The sequence below is a fragment of the Natronorubrum sp. A-ect3 genome (genome assembly GCF_041821125.1).
GTDB lineage: Archaea > Halobacteriota > Halobacteria > Halobacteriales > Natrialbaceae > Natronorubrum > Natronorubrum bangense.
The window spans coordinates 118,304-134,496 of the sequence record NZ_JBGUBB010000006.1 but is presented as its reverse complement, the minus strand read 5'-3'; the positions used below and the strand labels follow the sequence as shown (position 1 = coordinate 134,496).

The following is a 16,193-nucleotide window of genomic DNA, read 5'->3' as shown; positions in this document are numbered from 1 at the left end:
CCTCAAAATACATCAAATAAAATTATATTTAATGGAGCCTAATCGTTCCAACAGTGACTCCCAGCGGGGACTTTCAGCACGATCGCGAGTTCGTCTTTCTCATGTTACAACTCTAATATACGGGGATTTGTCGAGATATTCGATGAGTCGTACGGCACCGATATCACCGGTCGGACTCTTTCGAAGTTGAATATACTGCAGTCCAGTATCGTTTAGCCATGTCTCGAGGACTTGGGAGGCGCTATCGACATGGAACGAGGCTAACTCGTCTCGCAACAGCGTTGGATTGTGTATGTCCACGATGGCATCGGTTGTACCAAGTTCGTCCGACTGGAGCCACGATCGAACTCGTCGTGTTGCCTCCGGTCCGAGAGCGTGAGTTAGGGTATTTGTATCGAGTGCCATAACCACACCCTCGCCACGAGCCCGGTTGTGTATCGTCGTCATTGCGTCTTTGATTCCACGCTCATCGGCAACTGATTTGAAGATGTTCTGGTGATCGTCCCACACGCCGTGATGGTCGAAGACGAATAGACGATCAGCATCGAGAAGGTCGTCCATCGACGTTCCGAGTCGTTCGAAAACAGACTGGGGAAACAGCGGCTGTGAGTCGATACGTGGCAAGAGTGCGACGGACCGATCCGTCGAAAGCATGTTTGAAAGAAGGATGTAGAGAATCCCGCCGACTTCTGCTTTGCCATCGTGTTGGATGACAGTACTCTCCCCAGACAGTAACCCACCTCCAAGTAAGGTATCAAGCCCATCGATGCCGGTGGAAACGTGATCTGTCGCGCGAAACGCCGAACTGAACGTCCGGTTTTCCGGCAGAATACGGATCCCGCTGTCATCGAATACCAGTTCGAACTGTCGGGAGTCGTACTCGACACCACGCATCTTTGTGACCTCGAGTAAGCGTCTATCAGTTCCCCGTAGTCGCTCACGGTGGAGCCGTATTACCCCGTGAAGATTGTACTGTATTAGTTCGTCAACAGAAAACTCCCCGGCCGTCTCGCTGTTGTAGTATGGCTGTGATGACTCTGCAGTAAACAGCGCCGTCGCACCATGGTTATCGTTTATCAGCTGAATAAGATCTAACAGAAGACGCCGATACGTATCATTGTTCTGACTGACACTTTGCAGTCCGGAAATGCTGTCGACGACGACGCGATCTCCCGAGATGTTGAACCGAAAGAACTCACGGAGGTTTGATGGCGAGAAATCAATGCGATGGTCATCGATCTCTTTGTTCCCTCCAAGGGTTCGGAGCAAGTACTGTTCGTCATCGGTAGAACGCGCCGTCCCATGTGTATTGACAATCGTCCCCTGTTCGTACTGTTCAGTGCCTGTCCCTGGCCGAGCATGCAGCGAGATCACTGTTAGTAACTCATTCTCGAGATCGAACGAAAACGGTTCGAACGTGTCACGCAGTTCCTCGAGCGTCTGTTCGGTGCTAATGAACGTACAGCGACTCCCTTCGTCGAGTCCTGCCTGTAAGAAGTTCATCGACAGCGTCGATTTGCCGGTTCCCGGTGGTCCAGTAACGAGGACAGTTCTGTTCTCTCGGAACCCGCCACCGAGGATCTCGTCTAATTTATCGACCCCCGTGGAAACAGCCATATCGTTTCTAGGAACCAGATTGTAATAATGACGAGGGTCTTGAATGCCAGTTTTGCCTCTCAAAATCCGTTCCACCTTCGACTAATTGGCCGCTAGGAGTGACCGACCTCGTAGCTGGTTGATTCGCTCGTTCCATCAGTCGTGGACGCCGTGACGTCGATCCGATACTGGGTGTCGTTGTCTTGTGATTCCGGTCTATGTTGGAGGGCTTCTGTAACTGTTGCAGTGGTGCCAGAAATCGTCTCGTCACTCGCAGTATCGAGGACGTCACCAGTCGTCGAATCGATGAGTCGGAACTCGGCGTGTGATAGCTCACTCTGGGCACTTTCCAGCTCGGCCGTCACCTCATAGCGATCGAAAATCGGGTTGCTTTGATCGACTACGTCGGTTATATTCACCCATAGATCTGCTGGATCATCTGTATCGTCTGGATCACCTGGATCAGATGGATCGGACGGCTCGTCTGAACCACCGTCCGACTCCCCCCACACACGAAGCGAAAACGTAACAGTTTGTTCAGTAGTCCCGTTGTCAAATGCTACTTCAACTGTTACGTCCTCTGTCCCGGAGACATCTGCTGGTGCCTCATAGACGAACGTCGTCCGGCCGTCAGTTCCCGAGATCGATGAGTTCTTGCGGAGTTCGCCCGATCCGGAAACGTTTGCTGTCACTGACTCGCCACTGACCGGGTTGTCAAGTTGATCTCTGACTTCGGTAACGAGCTGCTGGGTAGCGCCCGCGCGCACGCTCGTTTCGTTCCCCTCGAGATCGGTGAGATAGGCTGGCGTTTGCGTTACCGTATCGCTCCCAACGCCGACTCGAGTGAGCTGTAGTTCGTAGGTTGTCTTGTCCTGCAACGTTATGGTGAGTTCACCACACGGCTCTGGCGGGTCGTTCGCACAGCGATAGTCAGCCACATATCCACCGTTGTCATCAAGCTCTGACTCGAGTATTGTCTCCCACTCGTCTTCGGAAAGCTCAGTCGGGATCGTGAGCGTGATCGGGTCGTCGGTATCGGAGGCCGAGACGGTTCTGGTTTCGGTGCTCGAGGGGCGGAGATCAACGAGTGTTCGATCGATTCCGGTATGGCGAAACTCACCTGCGACCATTGTGAGCGCTATTTTTCGATCGCTGATCGGGCTCTGTTCTTCCGTTACGATCGTCGTTTCGTCGATGCGGTTGTAAATCGTCCCTAGCTCGTACACCGTCTCTGGTGCGTTGTGGTACTCGTTGTAGGTTGGCGCATAGCTGAGTGATCGCGTTTCGATTGCTTTCGGCTCGCCGTTCCAGTAGTCGCCTGTCGCACCGTCTGCGGATGCCCCAGCGATCGTTACGTCTCTCGGCTCACTCGTTTGAATCGTTCCCCTCGCTGGTGGTGGATTCACCAGAACCACTCGAGACGGGTATCGCACGCCGGGTGTGACCGCAACGGACTGGCTCGTGCCGGTCGTTGCTGTTCTGTCGATTCCGGCCGCGATATCGCGCACCTCGCCCTGAACGTGCTGGTTGTGCTCGAACTCGGCCTGGCTTGTCAGTGCGGGAACCGCGTTCAGCTGTAACAGCCCCACGAGAGCCACGAGAATCGCAACGAGGAGGATGGCACCGATGACGGGTGAGACGGCACGTTCGTTACTGGAACTGTTTCGGATCATACGAAGAAAAACACCACCGTGATGAGCACTGTTAGCCCGATTGCGTATTTAAGGCCGCTGAGAAGACTGTTCTCGGTGAGCTTCCCACCGATCAATCCCGCCACGATCCCTTGGATAAGAGCAGAGTGAAAAAACACCGTTCGATAGATGTCGACATCGATCGAGAGCGCCACTGGTGCAACAGTTTCCTCGTCCGTCTCTGGGACTGACGCCTCTGCCATCGGCTCGAGAAAGCTCACATTCAAGACGACAATTACGAATAAATAAATAAGCGAGCCAATGAAGACGATCGCCAGATACGGACTCACTTCGTTCCGACGGGCCGATTCCATCCGTGCGTGAATCCGCAACTCCGAAGCAGCGATTTCGAGGACCTCATGGAGGTCGCTACTGATCCGATTCCCCCTTGCAACGATGGTCAATGTCGGCGCGACTCGAGGAATTGGCAGCCGGCTCGCGAGGCGACGAAACGCGTTTGATGGCTCCTTGTTCCAGACGATATCGTTTCTCACCGCCGTCAGTTCGGCTCTTAGCGGCCCAGTAACTGCTTTTGAGACGAGTTTGAACGCGGCGGTGAGTGTTACACCCATCCGATTGGCATTTGCCAGCGTTTCCAACACATCCGGAAACTGGTCAATGATTGTGCGTTCCCGGCGACGATTTCGTTCGTACAGCACTGAAACTGGAACACTGGCGACGAGCCCAGGGAGAACGACAAGCAAGAGTGTCGTCTGCACGGGTCGGGCGACGACCGCGGTGGCCGTCGGTTGAACGGTGCCACTGAACACGAGACCAATCGCGAGAAGCAGTCCCAATGGGACCGTAAGCAAAAATCCCAGTGCTGGCCGTTGGACCACCGTGCCGATTACGTCAGAAGAGCGCTCCAGCAGTTTCGTCCGGAGCCGACTGTGTTGATATGCTTGGTACCGAGTGGAGTCTTTCAGTTGCGGATCATCTGGGGACGGCTCGGGTCCAGCGTGGTCGATTTCTTGTGGTGAGTGGCTAGCTGATTTCGACGGGGTGAGTTGGCGAGGCTGGGAGAACAGGTCGACGAGCAGGAAGAACCCGGCCGCACTCAACGGCAAGACGACGTAAATCATGATCACGATTTCGAGAACGCTGACTCCGCCCAGCAGACCGATCACTAACAGTGTGATTATCAAGAACAATGGTCCGGCAACGAACCCAGCAATAAACACCTCACTCAACAACCCAATCCGTTCGATGAACGTCTCCTGTTTCTGGAGGGCTAGTTCGGTCTGTTGCTCGATTTCGTCCTCGAGAAACCTACTGACATCTCCCCCAGATTCCAGTACTCCGAGCAAGTTGTCCACGAACTGCTGAAGATTGTCGCTAGGGGTTTGTTCACTCGTCTTTCTGAGCGCTGTCTGGAAATCGTTTCCAAAGAGATCCATCTCACGAACCAGCTGATCAAACTCGTTCGCTATTTCGCCGTACACATCTTTCTCGTCCGCCAGTGAGCGGATCGCCGTAATAATGTCAACGCCACCACCGGTCATCGCATACAGAAACGTCACAGCGGATGGCAGCCCCAACTCAATCTCACTACGGCGCGCTGTGACGAGCCGGCGTGGCTGGTAATGTACCTGCCAAACCCATACTGCGCCGCCACAGCAGAGGGCACTAATCGAAATTATGGCGACATAGAGCCCCACTGTTTCAAGCAACGTGTTTCCAGTCACACCGAGTGACCAGTCGGAAAACACAGCGACAGACAGTCCTACTGTGAGGACAACGGTGGCGAGTAAGACACTGCCGACGGCTGCTTTCAGACTGTTGACAGCGCTTTCAGCGACGTACTGATCCACAGTCGTTTGGATCCGTGCTTGCTTGAGCCGACGTTGAAGATCATCGTACCGCCCCGAGTGACGCTTGAAATACGATCGGAGCCTGCCGTAGTCGTCGGTGAGTTTGTTCTGATTCCGTTCAGTCTCCGTGTTTCGGCTGACAGATTGGTTCTGACCGCTACTACCACTGATCTGTGTCGCAGCGGGTGTCTGGTCGTCATCACACCACCGGTCTCTCTCCACGTTTACTCCTCCATTGACGCATCGAGTACGGCACCCAACTCCTCATCTCGAACCAGATCGAGAACGGCATCTGGCCGGCGGGAAAACATCGTCGTTGCTTGAACTACCTCGTCGTACCCGTTGATTCCATTCGTTTGAAGATACTCGAGGACATCACGTCGCTGTTCGACCTCGGTTTGAACTCGGTTCGTCGACCAGCCACGTTCCTCGCGAATATCTTCGAGTGTTTGTGAGGTCCGTGCTCGGTCAAAACGGTCGGTCGCTGGATCGCGTTCGAAGACTGAACGCGTCTGCAGTGTGTCTTGTTCGTTGTTTCGAGAGCTTATCTCGACGATTTCGCTGTTTCGGCGAACGTTTTTGCCATCGACCCGGACCTGTTTCTGTATCGAAACGAGATCGAGTTCGGCGATCATCTGTCTGGGAACGGAGAGCGGGTCGTTTTGCATCCTGCTCAACAGTCCTTGCACAGAGTTTGCGTGGAACGTCGTGTACGCTGTATGGCCCGTCGAAATCGCCTGGAAAAACGTTGAGGCAACTCGTGGATCCGTTCGGATCTCGCCGATCAATAAATACTCAGGTCGTTGTCTCAGACTGGCTTCCAGCAAGTTGTACATCGACACTTCTCCTTGTCCCTGATCGCCTGTCGGCTCTCGAGAGACGCTCTGGATCCAGTTGTCGTGTGGAAGCGTGAGTTCGGGCGTGTCCTCGATCGAGACGATCTTGCTCTGTGGAGGGATAAAAAAGGACATCGAGTTCATGCTTGTTGTCTTCCCGGATCCTGTCGCCCCGGCGAACAACAGCGATCGGTTGTTCTGGACTGCAAACCAGAAAAACGCCATCTGCTCGACGCTGAACGTTCCGGTATCGATGAGGTCGATAGGGGTAAACGGCGTATCGGTGAAATTACGGATCGTAAAGTTCGAACCACGTGTCGTGACGTCCCCACCCAGCGTCGCCTGAACACGGGACCCGTCTGGAAGACTCGCATCGACGAGTGGGTTTGACACAGAGAGATGTTTTCCTGCACGCTGGGCGAGCCGTAGGACATACGAATCGAGCTGTTCTGAACTAAGCTGACGATTCGTTGTGATGTTCCCGTGTTCGCGGTGGTAGACGTATATTGGCACGTCCGTTCCGCTGCACGAAATGTCTTCGACCGCCGGTGCACGCATGAGCGGATCGATCGTTCCGTATCCGATGAAATCCCGACGCAAATAGTAGCAGATCTTGTGGAGTGACGTGCTTGAAACGGAGGCCGCAGACTCCTGAACGACCCGTCTTACCACCCTGTTAAAAACTTGGAGTGATGGCTGGTCACCAGTGTCCTCAGCGTACATCAATTCGCTTCGAAGCGTCTGCTCGAGATCCGAACGAACGTACGCCTCAAACTGATCGAGTGCTGGCTCGACGATCCAAATAGCGGGGTCGTCCGTTGTTTCATCGAAGACAGTAGCGAGATATGCATACGGCTCGTTGACCCACGACCAGTCAGCGTGTTGGTACGTATCGAGGTATTCAAATTCGAAGAACGTCTCGTCGATATCCGGCTCTCGAGGGGGATCCAATGGCTCGTTCTCGAAAAGCGGACGCGAGTATGTCCGTGCTTCTGAAACCACGTCTTCGATTTCGGCATTCGATGCTCGGTCTGTGTTTGAATCGTGGTCAAACTCCCTCAGGGCCCCGTCGCTCTCTCCGCTCACCTCGTCTCCACCCTGATCGCTATCGAGTGACAAATGCTCTTCAGACATACTGTTTATTGGCATCCACGGAATCGGTTCGTCTCACAAACCAACAGCAAGTTGAATAGTATCAGTTGCTAACTCGAGGACTTAAAACCTCGTTTCGACGACGAATGCAGGAGTGTTGTCGCTGTCTGAGTCATCGCGTCGACAACGCTATCCGGTGTATTTATTCCATCTTGCTGATATACGATGGATATGAAAGAACAAATCGGCTACTCACTGTCGACTGCAGAAACGATCGAGTTCCTCGAGCAGAGAGGCCATGGAACACTTTCGCTAGCAAACCAAAACCGCGCGTATGGACTCCCGATCTCCTACGGATACGACGAGGCGTACGACCGGATCGTAATGGGATTTCTCTCAGCTGACTCGAGCAAGAAACAGCGGTTCATCACAGCGACGGAAGAAGTGTCGTTCTCGACGTATGAGTTCCGCGATCCGACGACGTGGGCGAGCGTTGTCGTGACTGGAACCCTTCACAGACTGCCTCCCGAGAAGGTTTCGAGTCGAGTCGCCGCGCTGTTTTTTGGTCGTGCTGATGATGCCGCCGGCGACGCCCGCTGGATGGACGACGAACGGTTCGACAAAGAGTGGTACGAAATCGACATCACGACGTTGTCCGGTCGTCGCGGTGAGAACATGCCATCTGAGGATGGTGCACACGACTAATGACAACCGTACTAGATCGACAGGAATGCTGAAACACAGGACCTGCCTCGGTTCTGCCATTGGCAGTGTTGCCGACTGTTTCTGTGCTTCGGTCCTCCAAACGTCACTGCCTGTCTTCACTGTGCTATATCCGACGCTCTCGAGTTTGTGAGCGTCAAAATATAGCGGGAGGTAGATTTGAACTACCGGTCTGCGGGTTATGAGCCCGCCGGAATCTCCTGGCTATCCCATCCCGCTACATACTCCTCTCTGCTAGCCACGGTTAAGGGTTGTCATCTCGGCCCAGTCTTTCGGTTTTGGAGAATAGCTGTCATATAGTAGTCTTTTATTCCCCTGATATCAACTTAGCCCAGAGCTCCGCTTTCCATTTCTTCGCCAGACAGCTAGACCGGAATGAGTACCCGGAGTAGAATAACTGCTGCAAGTCCGGCACACAGCGCGAGGAGGATGTTTCCCGTCCGCCACATAACGAGTCCAGTGATGGCCGCTGCACTCCACTCTGCGGGGCCACCAGCAGCGAGTTCGGGACCGAGTATCGCGATGACGATGGCTCCCGGTAGCACCGAAATCCCTGCCTCGAGTCGATCACTCACTTCGAACTGGCTCAGGAGCCACAGGCCACCGACTTTCGTGATGACGGTAACGACGACCATCCCAACGATTACACCGACGACAAGTGGGTCAAGCGAGATGACCGACTCATCGATCATAGCGGATCACCTCGACAACGCACGCGGCGAGCCCGCCGAGGAGAATATACCACTGCCCGGGGAGCAGTTGGGCAGCGATCAATGCGGTTCCGAGTGCAACCGTCCACGGCACGAGTGACGTGTGTCCCTCCCAGAGCTCCACTGCAAGCGCGACGAACACCGCTGCGAAGATGAAATCAATCCCGTATGTCGCCGGATCGCTAATTGCGCCGCCGGCAACCGTTCCAACGATGGTCGCCAGCACCCACGCTACCCAGACCGCGAGCCCACCGCCGAGGAGGAACGCACCCCGTCCGTTGCCGGCTTTGAGATCGCGAAGCGTCAGCGCCCAGTTTTCGTCGGCCATCAAAAACAGGCTGCCGTAGGCCTGTTTCGCCGAGAGATGCTGAAACCACGGCTGTAATGCTGCGCCCATCAACGAGTAGCGGAGATTGATCGCAAACGTCGTCAGGAGTATCGCTGCAACCGGGATCGGATCCGCCCACAGTTCGATGGCGACGATCTGTGCCGCGCCTGCAACGACGGTGGCGCTCATCAACGTCGCTTCTGCGACGCTGAGACCAGCCTGGTTTGCCAGAATACCGAAGGCAAGGCCATAGCCAGCAACGCCAAGTGCAACCGGGAGCGAAATGAGGAATCCTGCCCGAACCCCATGGTAGCCAAACGTGACCTCCGAGTTACCAGCACGTGATTCGGCAGGGGTGTCCGCGTTTGCGGGTTGCGTCTCTGATTCAGGCGGCATGGAGTCCGACATTGCGCTGTCCGTCTTTTTTTGGATCCCGAACCGTGAAAACGATCACGAACTGGTGGTCACAACGCCCCTCGTTGGCATGTGACTCGAAGAGTAGTGGTTTGGGGCATCACTCCGAGAGCATCATGCTCAGTCACGACTATCACCGTTTTGTAAGGCACTTTGAAAATGGGATAGACAAATCCCTATAGGACATATCTGTACAGCAGAAAGACTTTATTTATATCACGGGTATTGGAAGCTATGCAAGCAGCTATCACTCGAGTCGTCGTTGTCTGTCTTTTGCTTATGACAGCGTCGCTCGCTGTGACTCCAGCCGCGGCTTCTGAGTATGATATCGAGGTAGTTTCGTCCGTTTCGACACCTCAGGAAACGGTCAACATACTAGGTGACGATTATACCATCGATGGAATTGGAGTGATCGAACCTGGTGAACCGATCGAGATTGAGGTGACCTCAAACAAGGACTATCACATCATGCTGTTCAATACGAATAGCGAACGTGAGTACCTCAGTGATGATGACATTGATGCGGACAATGATCGTACCTCAATTGGGACTCAAACTGATGAGCTGGACACGAACGATCTGGAAGGGACATACATGCTGACACTCAATCCGAAAGATGAGGGACGCCAAGCCGTCTATCCAGTCGTCGTTCAGGCGTTCGATTTCCATCTCGAGTATCCAAGTACGGCAACACAGGGGGAAACGGTCGAAATCAGTGCAACGATCGACTCGAGCGATACATCGATGGTCGAGAGCGTTGAGGTAGCTCTCTGGGACGGGTCTGCCGACGATGCCACTAATATAACACTCAATAATCAGGATGATGGCACTTACAGCGAGACACTCGATCTCGATGACTACGACGAGGGCGAATACGAAATCTATGGTGCTGCCTTTGGCGACGATGAGGCCGAGGGGTATCCGGCACCGATCGCTATCGAGGACGGGGAAACGATGACCGTGAGCGCAGATGACAGTCACGAAGATGATAAGGATAGCGACGACAGTGAAAAGGACACAGATGAGGAGAGTGAGTCTGGTACTCCTGAAAATGAAACCGATGGTGAAGATAGCGAACTCGATATGCCTGGTAACGAAACCGATAGTGAGGATAGCGAGTCTGATATGCCCGGCAACGAAACCGACACCGAGGACGAAACCGAGAGCGGTTTAGCGGACAATTCTTCCGAGGAAACTGAAGAACATGGTGACGATGAGGGCGGCGAGAGCGAGACTGGAGTTATAAGTCCAAATGATGAGGACGACGATGGGACCGGTGATCAAGACGATGATGATGCGGTCGGAACACCCGGGGCAGTCTTCCTCACGGTTTTCTTACTCCTTGGTCTGCTTGTCTTCGGCAGCCACGTCCGTGAAGGTAGCCAGTAACTGAAAATATCGGTGACTGTTTCAGATGTCTTGACACCCTCTTCGTCGTCAGAGGGCGTTGAATGTTATATCATCCCATACTAACAATTACTATTATTACAATGACTTCCAAAGAAAACTCGGCCACGCTGGTCAGTGACTTTCTTCAATACCCTAAGAATTGAATACTGGAAATCCCCTCGGAAATGTTAAAACGGTGCAGTGTAATGAGGTGAAGTATGACGCAACATGAACGTCTCATAACTGCGATATTCCTCGTCGCAATCATGCTTCTGGCACCGATTGCTGGGGTTGCCGGAGCGTCCGGCGGAGCAGGGACGACGGCAGACGCATCGTCTACTGACCATCACGAGGATGAGTTCCACGAAATCCACGAAAACATTGAGGTTTGGGAGCGGTCAGTGGTTCCGCTGCGTACTGATACAGCCGCTGATGGTTCGATTTCCGTCGAAAATCTCAACCTTGAGATGAAGACGAACCAGGGTGGCCCTGACTCTGTAAACCGGAAACATTTGGCCGTCTACAGTACGGGTACAACCATTGACCTCTCGTTCGACGGGTCAGGATTCGCTGCTGACACGAGCCAGTTCAATAATGACGACGACATCCAACTCCTCAGTGCTCATCTACAAGAAAATGCCACTGAAGATGATGTCAACGTCAGCGACCTGCCAACGAGCGGACAGGAGTTGATGGACGAACTTTCTGCAGAGAACCTCGAGAACCTCAACGAGAACGTCTCGTTCAGCCTTGACGAGGACCTTAACGAGGATCTGAATGTCGAGGATGGCAAACTCGACACGACAGTTACGCCCGATGAATCCGGTCTCCACATGTACATGCTCGCAACCGGTGACGGATTTGCGGTTGACGATGGAGATCTCTCAATTGTCGATCAGACAAAGATAATCGGTGTCGAACAACTCGTCGCTCAGGACAGTCCCTCGGACGTTGATGTCACTGACTCCGCTGAGCCTGGCGATACCATTAGCTTCGACGTCGCCGCAACAGAATGGGAAGGCAACACCACTCACAGCGTGGTGCTTTACGACGAAGATACTTTCACGAGCAGCTGGATGACGATCAACGTCACCGAAGATATCTCCACTGACCTCTCTTCAGAGGACGTGACGATCGAACACACGATCGGGGAGATCAACGGTGTCCAGAACGTTAGTGAGAATCTCAGCGCCTTCGGACAGACGTTCGAAGAACGGAATTCGGCTGGTATTGTCCAGACTGCAGATGTGATCAGCTTCCTCGCAAATGAAACTGATCTCGATGACTCTGAGGGACCTGAAACGGACCCTGGCGATGACGTGCTCAACGCGTCGTCCGCAATCGTCCAGGCCGACGAGAACGAGACTACCGTGGAAATCGAAACGTTCGGTAACTGGACGGAAGATGACTATCGCTGGATCCACACGGCCGCTGGCTCCTCCAGCGATCAGATTCAGATGAACACGGATACAATTACAATCGAAGAGGAAGCTGAACCTGGTCCCGGACCTGGTCCCGGTCCTATTGACCCCGGCCCAGACCCTGATCCTGAGTTCGCACTCTCGGATGTCAGCGTGAGCGACACCAAGATCATGACTGGTGACTCCGTCGACATCACAGGGACGATCACTGAAGAGGCCGGCAACAGCGGTCTCTTTGTTGCCGAACTGATCATCGACGGTGAGGTCGTCGATACACAAAACGTCGTGATGGCTGGTAACGCTAAAGAAACGGTGACGTTCACACACACCTTCGACGAGGCAGGTGAGTACGAGGTTGCAATCAACGACGTAAGCGCTGGAACGGTCAGCGTCCACGACTCCCTCGAGGCCCAGTTCGACGTGACCGACGCGTCACTGAGCGAGGATGAGATCGACGTCGGCGATTCCGTTGACGTGACTGGAACCATCGAAAACACCGGCGAGAAGGCCGGGACGGTCACCGCCCAGTTAACTGTCGACGGTAGTGTCGTCGCTGAACAGGACGTCACTGTCGCCCCTGGCGAGTCAGAAACAGTCACGTTCACCGAAACGTTCGACGAGAGCGGTGAGTTCGAGATCGCGGTCAGCGGGACTTCTGCTGGCACGCTGACTGTCACCGATCCTGAAGACGTGGAAACAGATGACAGCATCCCTGGCTTTGGAGTTACAGTGGCAGTCCTCGCACTACTCTCGATTGCACTGGTTCGTGCGCGTCGACAGTCGTAGCGACGTATAACTCCGTTTTTGCAGCTTATCAGTTCGTGCAAGCTGCTGCTGAACGACTGCATTTATGTATGAGGCCCCTCTCAAATGAGATATGGCTCAACTGATTTCGAGTAGTGGAGATGGGAAGTTAGGATCCACTACCGATAAACCGGTCCCTCTCTCTGGCAGTAGAAACAGACGAAACCGAGGCACTTCTGGTACTATTGGAACACTTGACAGACGAACAGGACAGTTGAACCATCGTTTTCTCGAGAGCGCTTTTCCAAAGCCCGACGAAAGATCATTGAACATTCGCTCAACCAATACGCGAGTTGTGAGCTGGTTCAATAGACTCGATCTCGGAGCGCATCCGCTGTGGACGACAGTCGACATCTGTTCCGGTCTCGGTAGGACGACTGTACATGCTGCTGCCGTCGGTAAGTAACCAGAACGCTCCATGATGAACAAACTACTCAGAACACGTCGAATCGAGTCGTCGAGTCGTTGTCTGCAGCCGAAGGTGAGACAATGAGTGATCTCGACCACGAACACGGACCGGACTGTGCGTGTCCAGACTGTGGGGATCCGCGGTCGATGGATTTCCTCGATAAGTATCTGACCGTCTGGATTTTCCTCGCAATGGGGATCGGTGTCGGCCTCGGATACGTTGCCCCATCGGTCGTCGGCCCAATCCAGGACTACTATCTCGTCGAAATCGGGCTGATTGCAATGATGTACCCGCCGCTGGCGAAAGTCAACTACGGCCAGCTGCCGCGGGTGTTCAGCGCGTGGCGCGTGCTCAGTCTGAGTCTGATCCAGAACTGGCTCATCGGCCCGACGCTGATGTTCCTGTTAGCGGTCGTTTTCTTCAGCGGACTCGTGTCACCGTTCCCAGCCCACCCCGAGTACTTCCTCGGGTTGATTTTCATCGGGATGGCTCGATGTATCGCGATGGTCCTCGTCTGGAACGACCTCGCTGACGGCTCGAGCGAGTACGCTGCGGGCCTGGTCGCGTTCAACAGCGTCTTCCAGATCGTCACCTACGGGGTGTACATCTGGTTTTTCGCGCTGTTCCTGCCACCACTGCTGGGAATGGACGCCCTGGTCGCTGGTATCGGGACGTTCGACATCACGGTCGAACAGGTGTTCTGGGCGATCGCGATCTTCCTCGGGATTCCCTTCGCCGGCGGGATCCTCACCCGCTTCGGTGGGGTACGGGCCAAAGGTGAGGAGTGGTACGAAGAGGAGTTCGTCCCGACGATCAGCCCAGTGACGCTGCTGGCGCTGCTCTTTACTGTGATCGTGATGTTCGCCACGCAGGGTGACAACATCATCGCCCAGCCGACCGACGTCGTCTGGATCGCGGTCCCGCTGACGATCTACTTCGTCGTGATGTTCCTCGTAAGCTTCGCGATGGGGCGAGGAATTGGCGCGGACTACTCGACGACGACTGCCATCGGCTTTACCGCCGCGTCGAACAACTTCGAACTCGCAATCGCTGTCGCCGTCGCCGTCTTCGGTGTTGGCTCCAGTGTCGCGTTCGCGACTGTCATCGGGCCGCTGATCGAGGTACCCGTCCTGCTCGCACTGGTCCACGTGGCCATCTACTTCCAGGAAAAGTTTGATTGGGGTGGCTACGAGACCGGCCAACTCGAGAGTACGAAGCCCGCAGGCGAGGACGTGACCCCGTCAAAAACAGATGACGACTGATCACCAATGACATTTGACACAATTCTCATTCCAACCGATGGAAGCGATCCGGCTAAAGCCGCTGCCCGACGTGGGTTCGACCTCGCAGCCCAATGCAACGCAGCAGTCCATGTCCTCTCCGTGGCAGACAGCAGTATTGCGACCGGTGCAGGGTACTCGGGCGACTCCCAGTCGATCCGAAACAGACTCCGCGAACAGGCGACCGCTCGAGCGACGGCGCTTCGAGACGAGGCTACAGAGCGCGGACTCGAGGCCACTGCCACGACTCGTGAGGGGATTCCCGGCAAGGAGATCGTCGACTACGCCGACGAACATGCTATGGATGCGATCGCTATCGGTACGTCCGGGCGCGGTGGTGTCACACGTGCCGTCGTCGGAAGCGTCGCTGACAAGGTCGTTCGAACGGCGTCGGTTCCAGTCGTGACGATCAACCCGGAGGCGGCCAGTGAAACGGCCGAAGCACTGACTATCGACTCGATCTTGCTGCCGACCGACGGAAGCGACACTGCCGAGGCGGTGATCCAGTACGGCTTCGACCTCGCAACCCAACTCGACGCAACGGTTCACCTCCTGTCGGTGATCGATAGCGACCGTGTACAGATGCTTTCGGCGCTTACCGACACGGATGCCGACATCGTCGCCGAACTTCGCGAGCGGGCGACCGACGGCCTCGATGAGCGAGCCGCCGAGGCTCGAGCCCACGACATCGACGCTGTTACCACGATCAGAGACGGCGTTCCAGCCGAGGAAATCGTCGACTACGCTGACACGGAGGGCATCGATCTGATCGCGATGGGGACCGCCGGACGTGGTGGGTTCGAACGGTTCATCGTCGGCAGCGTGACGGACGATGTCGTCAGAACGGCGACGGTGCCAGTGGTGACGATGCGACCGAACGAAACGGACTCCGACTAGCGAATCAGTCCGATTTTCACGTCGTCGGTTCGGAGCGAGGCTAGTGCTGCTCGAGCGTGTCAGATTGGAACTGTTCTACAGCCGTGTCGAACGCCTCGGGCGTGTTCAGATTCTCGAACGTTCGAAGCGGCGCATGGCGTAGAATTTCCGCTCGCTCGACCGTGACGTACTCCAGTTCGGGGAGGGCATCGATAATTCCCCGCCTGTCGCGAGCAAGCGCAGTTTCGCAGGCACGCACCATCGCGCTTGTCCGATAGACTGCCTGGATCGTCTGTCGCCATTCGTCCGGCTGAGGGATGGCCGCGTCATGGCCCGTGGCGCGGTCGAACAGGAACGCGGCCAGTGACGACTCGACGAACGGCATGTCGCAAGCGACGACGAACGTATACGCTGATTCGACTACCCGGAGCCCAGTCAGAATTCCCATCATCGGTCCTTGGTCCGGTTCGGGGTCCTCGGCGAAGATCGGTTCAGGCTCGACTCCGGCGAGAGCCTCTTCGATAGCCGGTCTTTGATTCGGCTGGCAGTTAACGACGAGTTCGTCGACGAGGGGTGCGATCCGGTCTGCGACTCGGCGTATCATCGGTGTCCCCGCGAGGTCGGCGACAGCCTTGTCACGCTTCCCAAAGCGTGTTGATTGGCCGCCGGCGACGATGAGCCCTGCACGCATGCCGTAGCCGTCTGTCGAGCCATACAAAAATCCGTCGGTGACTCAGCAGTGCTCGTACTCCACCGATACGACCGACCATGGTCGCATCAAACATATGATCAATTGCACATTTGGACATTCAG

The 16,193-nt window shown here is 55.1% G+C and carries 12 protein-coding genes and 1 tRNA gene; 5 read left to right on the top strand and 8 right to left on the bottom strand.

The annotated features are described in order from the left end of the window. Positions 1-99 precede the first annotated feature (99 nt). From ACERJA_RS16460 to ACERJA_RS16445, 4 genes are all read right to left on the bottom strand, one after another. Positions 100-1,617: an RAD55 family ATPase gene (locus tag ACERJA_RS16460; protein ID WP_373609349.1), complete on the bottom strand. Its 1,518-nt coding sequence runs from the start codon at positions 1,615-1,617 to the stop codon at positions 100-102. Positions 1,618-1,709: 92 nt separating this feature from the next. Next, a complete protein-coding gene (locus ACERJA_RS16455) occupies positions 1,710-3,269 on the bottom strand; it encodes an archaellin/type IV pilin N-terminal domain-containing protein (RefSeq protein ID WP_373609348.1) in 1,560 nt (519 codons plus the stop codon). Further along, complete coding sequence (locus tag ACERJA_RS16450) at positions 3,266-5,320, bottom strand: type II secretion system F family protein (protein ID WP_373609347.1); 2,055 nt, start codon at positions 5,318-5,320, stop codon at positions 3,266-3,268. Before ACERJA_RS16450 ends, ACERJA_RS16455 begins: the two co-directional genes overlap by 4 nt. Positions 5,321-5,322: 2 nt before the next feature. Continuing rightward, positions 5,323-6,885: a type II/IV secretion system ATPase subunit gene (locus ACERJA_RS16445; RefSeq protein WP_373609346.1), complete on the bottom strand. Its 1,563-nt coding sequence runs from the start codon at positions 6,883-6,885 to the stop codon at positions 5,323-5,325. 372 nt (positions 6,886-7,257) lie between these two features. Here ACERJA_RS16445 and ACERJA_RS16440 point away from each other — a divergent pair, with 372 nt between their 5' ends. Next, complete coding sequence (locus ACERJA_RS16440) at positions 7,258-7,731, top strand: pyridoxamine 5'-phosphate oxidase family protein (RefSeq protein WP_373609345.1); 474 nt, start codon at positions 7,258-7,260, stop codon at positions 7,729-7,731. Positions 7,732-7,893: 162 nt separating this feature from the next. On the opposite strand, the gene ACERJA_RS16435 is transcribed toward ACERJA_RS16440, so the two are convergent. The 3 genes from ACERJA_RS16435 to ACERJA_RS16425 form a co-directional block, all read right to left on the bottom strand. After that, positions 7,894-7,968: transfer RNA gene (locus ACERJA_RS16435), tRNA-Met, on the bottom strand. Between the two features lie 146 nt (positions 7,969-8,114). Beyond that, complete coding sequence (locus ACERJA_RS16430) at positions 8,115-8,441, bottom strand: AzlD family protein (RefSeq protein WP_373609344.1); 327 nt, start codon at positions 8,439-8,441, stop codon at positions 8,115-8,117. Beyond that, complete coding sequence (locus ACERJA_RS16425; protein WP_373609342.1) at positions 8,431-9,183, bottom strand: AzlC family ABC transporter permease; 753 nt, start codon at positions 9,181-9,183, stop codon at positions 8,431-8,433. The genes ACERJA_RS16430 and ACERJA_RS16425 overlap by 11 nt, the downstream gene beginning before the upstream one ends. Before the next feature lie 459 nt (positions 9,184-9,642). Between ACERJA_RS16425 and ACERJA_RS16420 the strand changes: the two genes are divergently transcribed. From ACERJA_RS16420 to ACERJA_RS16405, 4 genes are all read left to right on the top strand, one after another. Then, the gene (locus ACERJA_RS16420) at positions 9,643-10,590 is read left to right on the top strand and encodes a hypothetical protein (RefSeq protein WP_373609340.1); all 948 of its coding nucleotides are present in this window, start codon (positions 9,643-9,645) and stop codon (positions 10,588-10,590) included. Between the two features lie 218 nt (positions 10,591-10,808). Beyond that, the gene (locus tag ACERJA_RS16415; RefSeq protein WP_373609339.1) at positions 10,809-12,797 is read left to right on the top strand and encodes a CARDB domain-containing protein; all 1,989 of its coding nucleotides are present in this window, start codon (positions 10,809-10,811) and stop codon (positions 12,795-12,797) included. A 507-nt stretch (positions 12,798-13,304) separates the two neighbouring features. Further along, positions 13,305-14,486: an ACR3 family arsenite efflux transporter gene (gene arsB / locus ACERJA_RS16410; protein ID WP_373609338.1), complete on the top strand. Its 1,182-nt coding sequence runs from the start codon at positions 13,305-13,307 to the stop codon at positions 14,484-14,486. Between the two features lie 6 nt (positions 14,487-14,492). Then, positions 14,493-15,401 (top strand): universal stress protein, encoded by a 909-nt coding sequence (locus ACERJA_RS16405; protein ID WP_373609336.1) that lies wholly within the window; start codon positions 14,493-14,495, stop codon positions 15,399-15,401. Between the two features lie 40 nt (positions 15,402-15,441). Here ACERJA_RS16405 and ACERJA_RS16400 read toward each other — a convergent pair whose 3' ends face one another. Then, complete coding sequence (locus ACERJA_RS16400) at positions 15,442-16,071, bottom strand: molybdenum cofactor guanylyltransferase (RefSeq protein ID WP_373609335.1); 630 nt, start codon at positions 16,069-16,071, stop codon at positions 15,442-15,444. Positions 16,072-16,193 lie beyond the last annotated feature (122 nt).

Bases quoted from the DNA above. Each gene is read 5' to 3' on its own strand.
- ACERJA_RS16460 (WP_373609349.1), bottom strand. From the start codon at position 1,617: ATGGCTGTTTCCACGGGGGTCGATAAATTAGACGAGATCCTCGGTGGC.
- ACERJA_RS16455 (WP_373609348.1), bottom strand. From the start codon at position 3,269: ATGATCCGAAACAGTTCCAGTAACGAACGTGCCGTCTCACCCGTCATC.
- ACERJA_RS16440 (WP_373609345.1), top strand. From the start codon at position 7,258: ATGAAAGAACAAATCGGCTACTCACTGTCGACTGCAGAAACGATCGAG.
- ACERJA_RS16430 (WP_373609344.1), bottom strand. From the start codon at position 8,441: ATGATCGATGAGTCGGTCATCTCGCTTGACCCACTTGTCGTCGGTGTA.
- ACERJA_RS16425 (WP_373609342.1), bottom strand. From the start codon at position 9,183: ATGCCGCCTGAATCAGAGACGCAACCCGCAAACGCGGACACCCCTGCC.
- ACERJA_RS16415 (WP_373609339.1), top strand. From the start codon at position 10,809: ATGACGCAACATGAACGTCTCATAACTGCGATATTCCTCGTCGCAATC.
- arsB (WP_373609338.1), top strand. From the start codon at position 13,305: ATGAGTGATCTCGACCACGAACACGGACCGGACTGTGCGTGTCCAGAC.
- ACERJA_RS16405 (WP_373609336.1), top strand. From the start codon at position 14,493: ATGACATTTGACACAATTCTCATTCCAACCGATGGAAGCGATCCGGCT.
- ACERJA_RS16400 (WP_373609335.1), bottom strand. From the start codon at position 16,071: ATGCGTGCAGGGCTCATCGTCGCCGGCGGCCAATCAACACGCTTTGGG.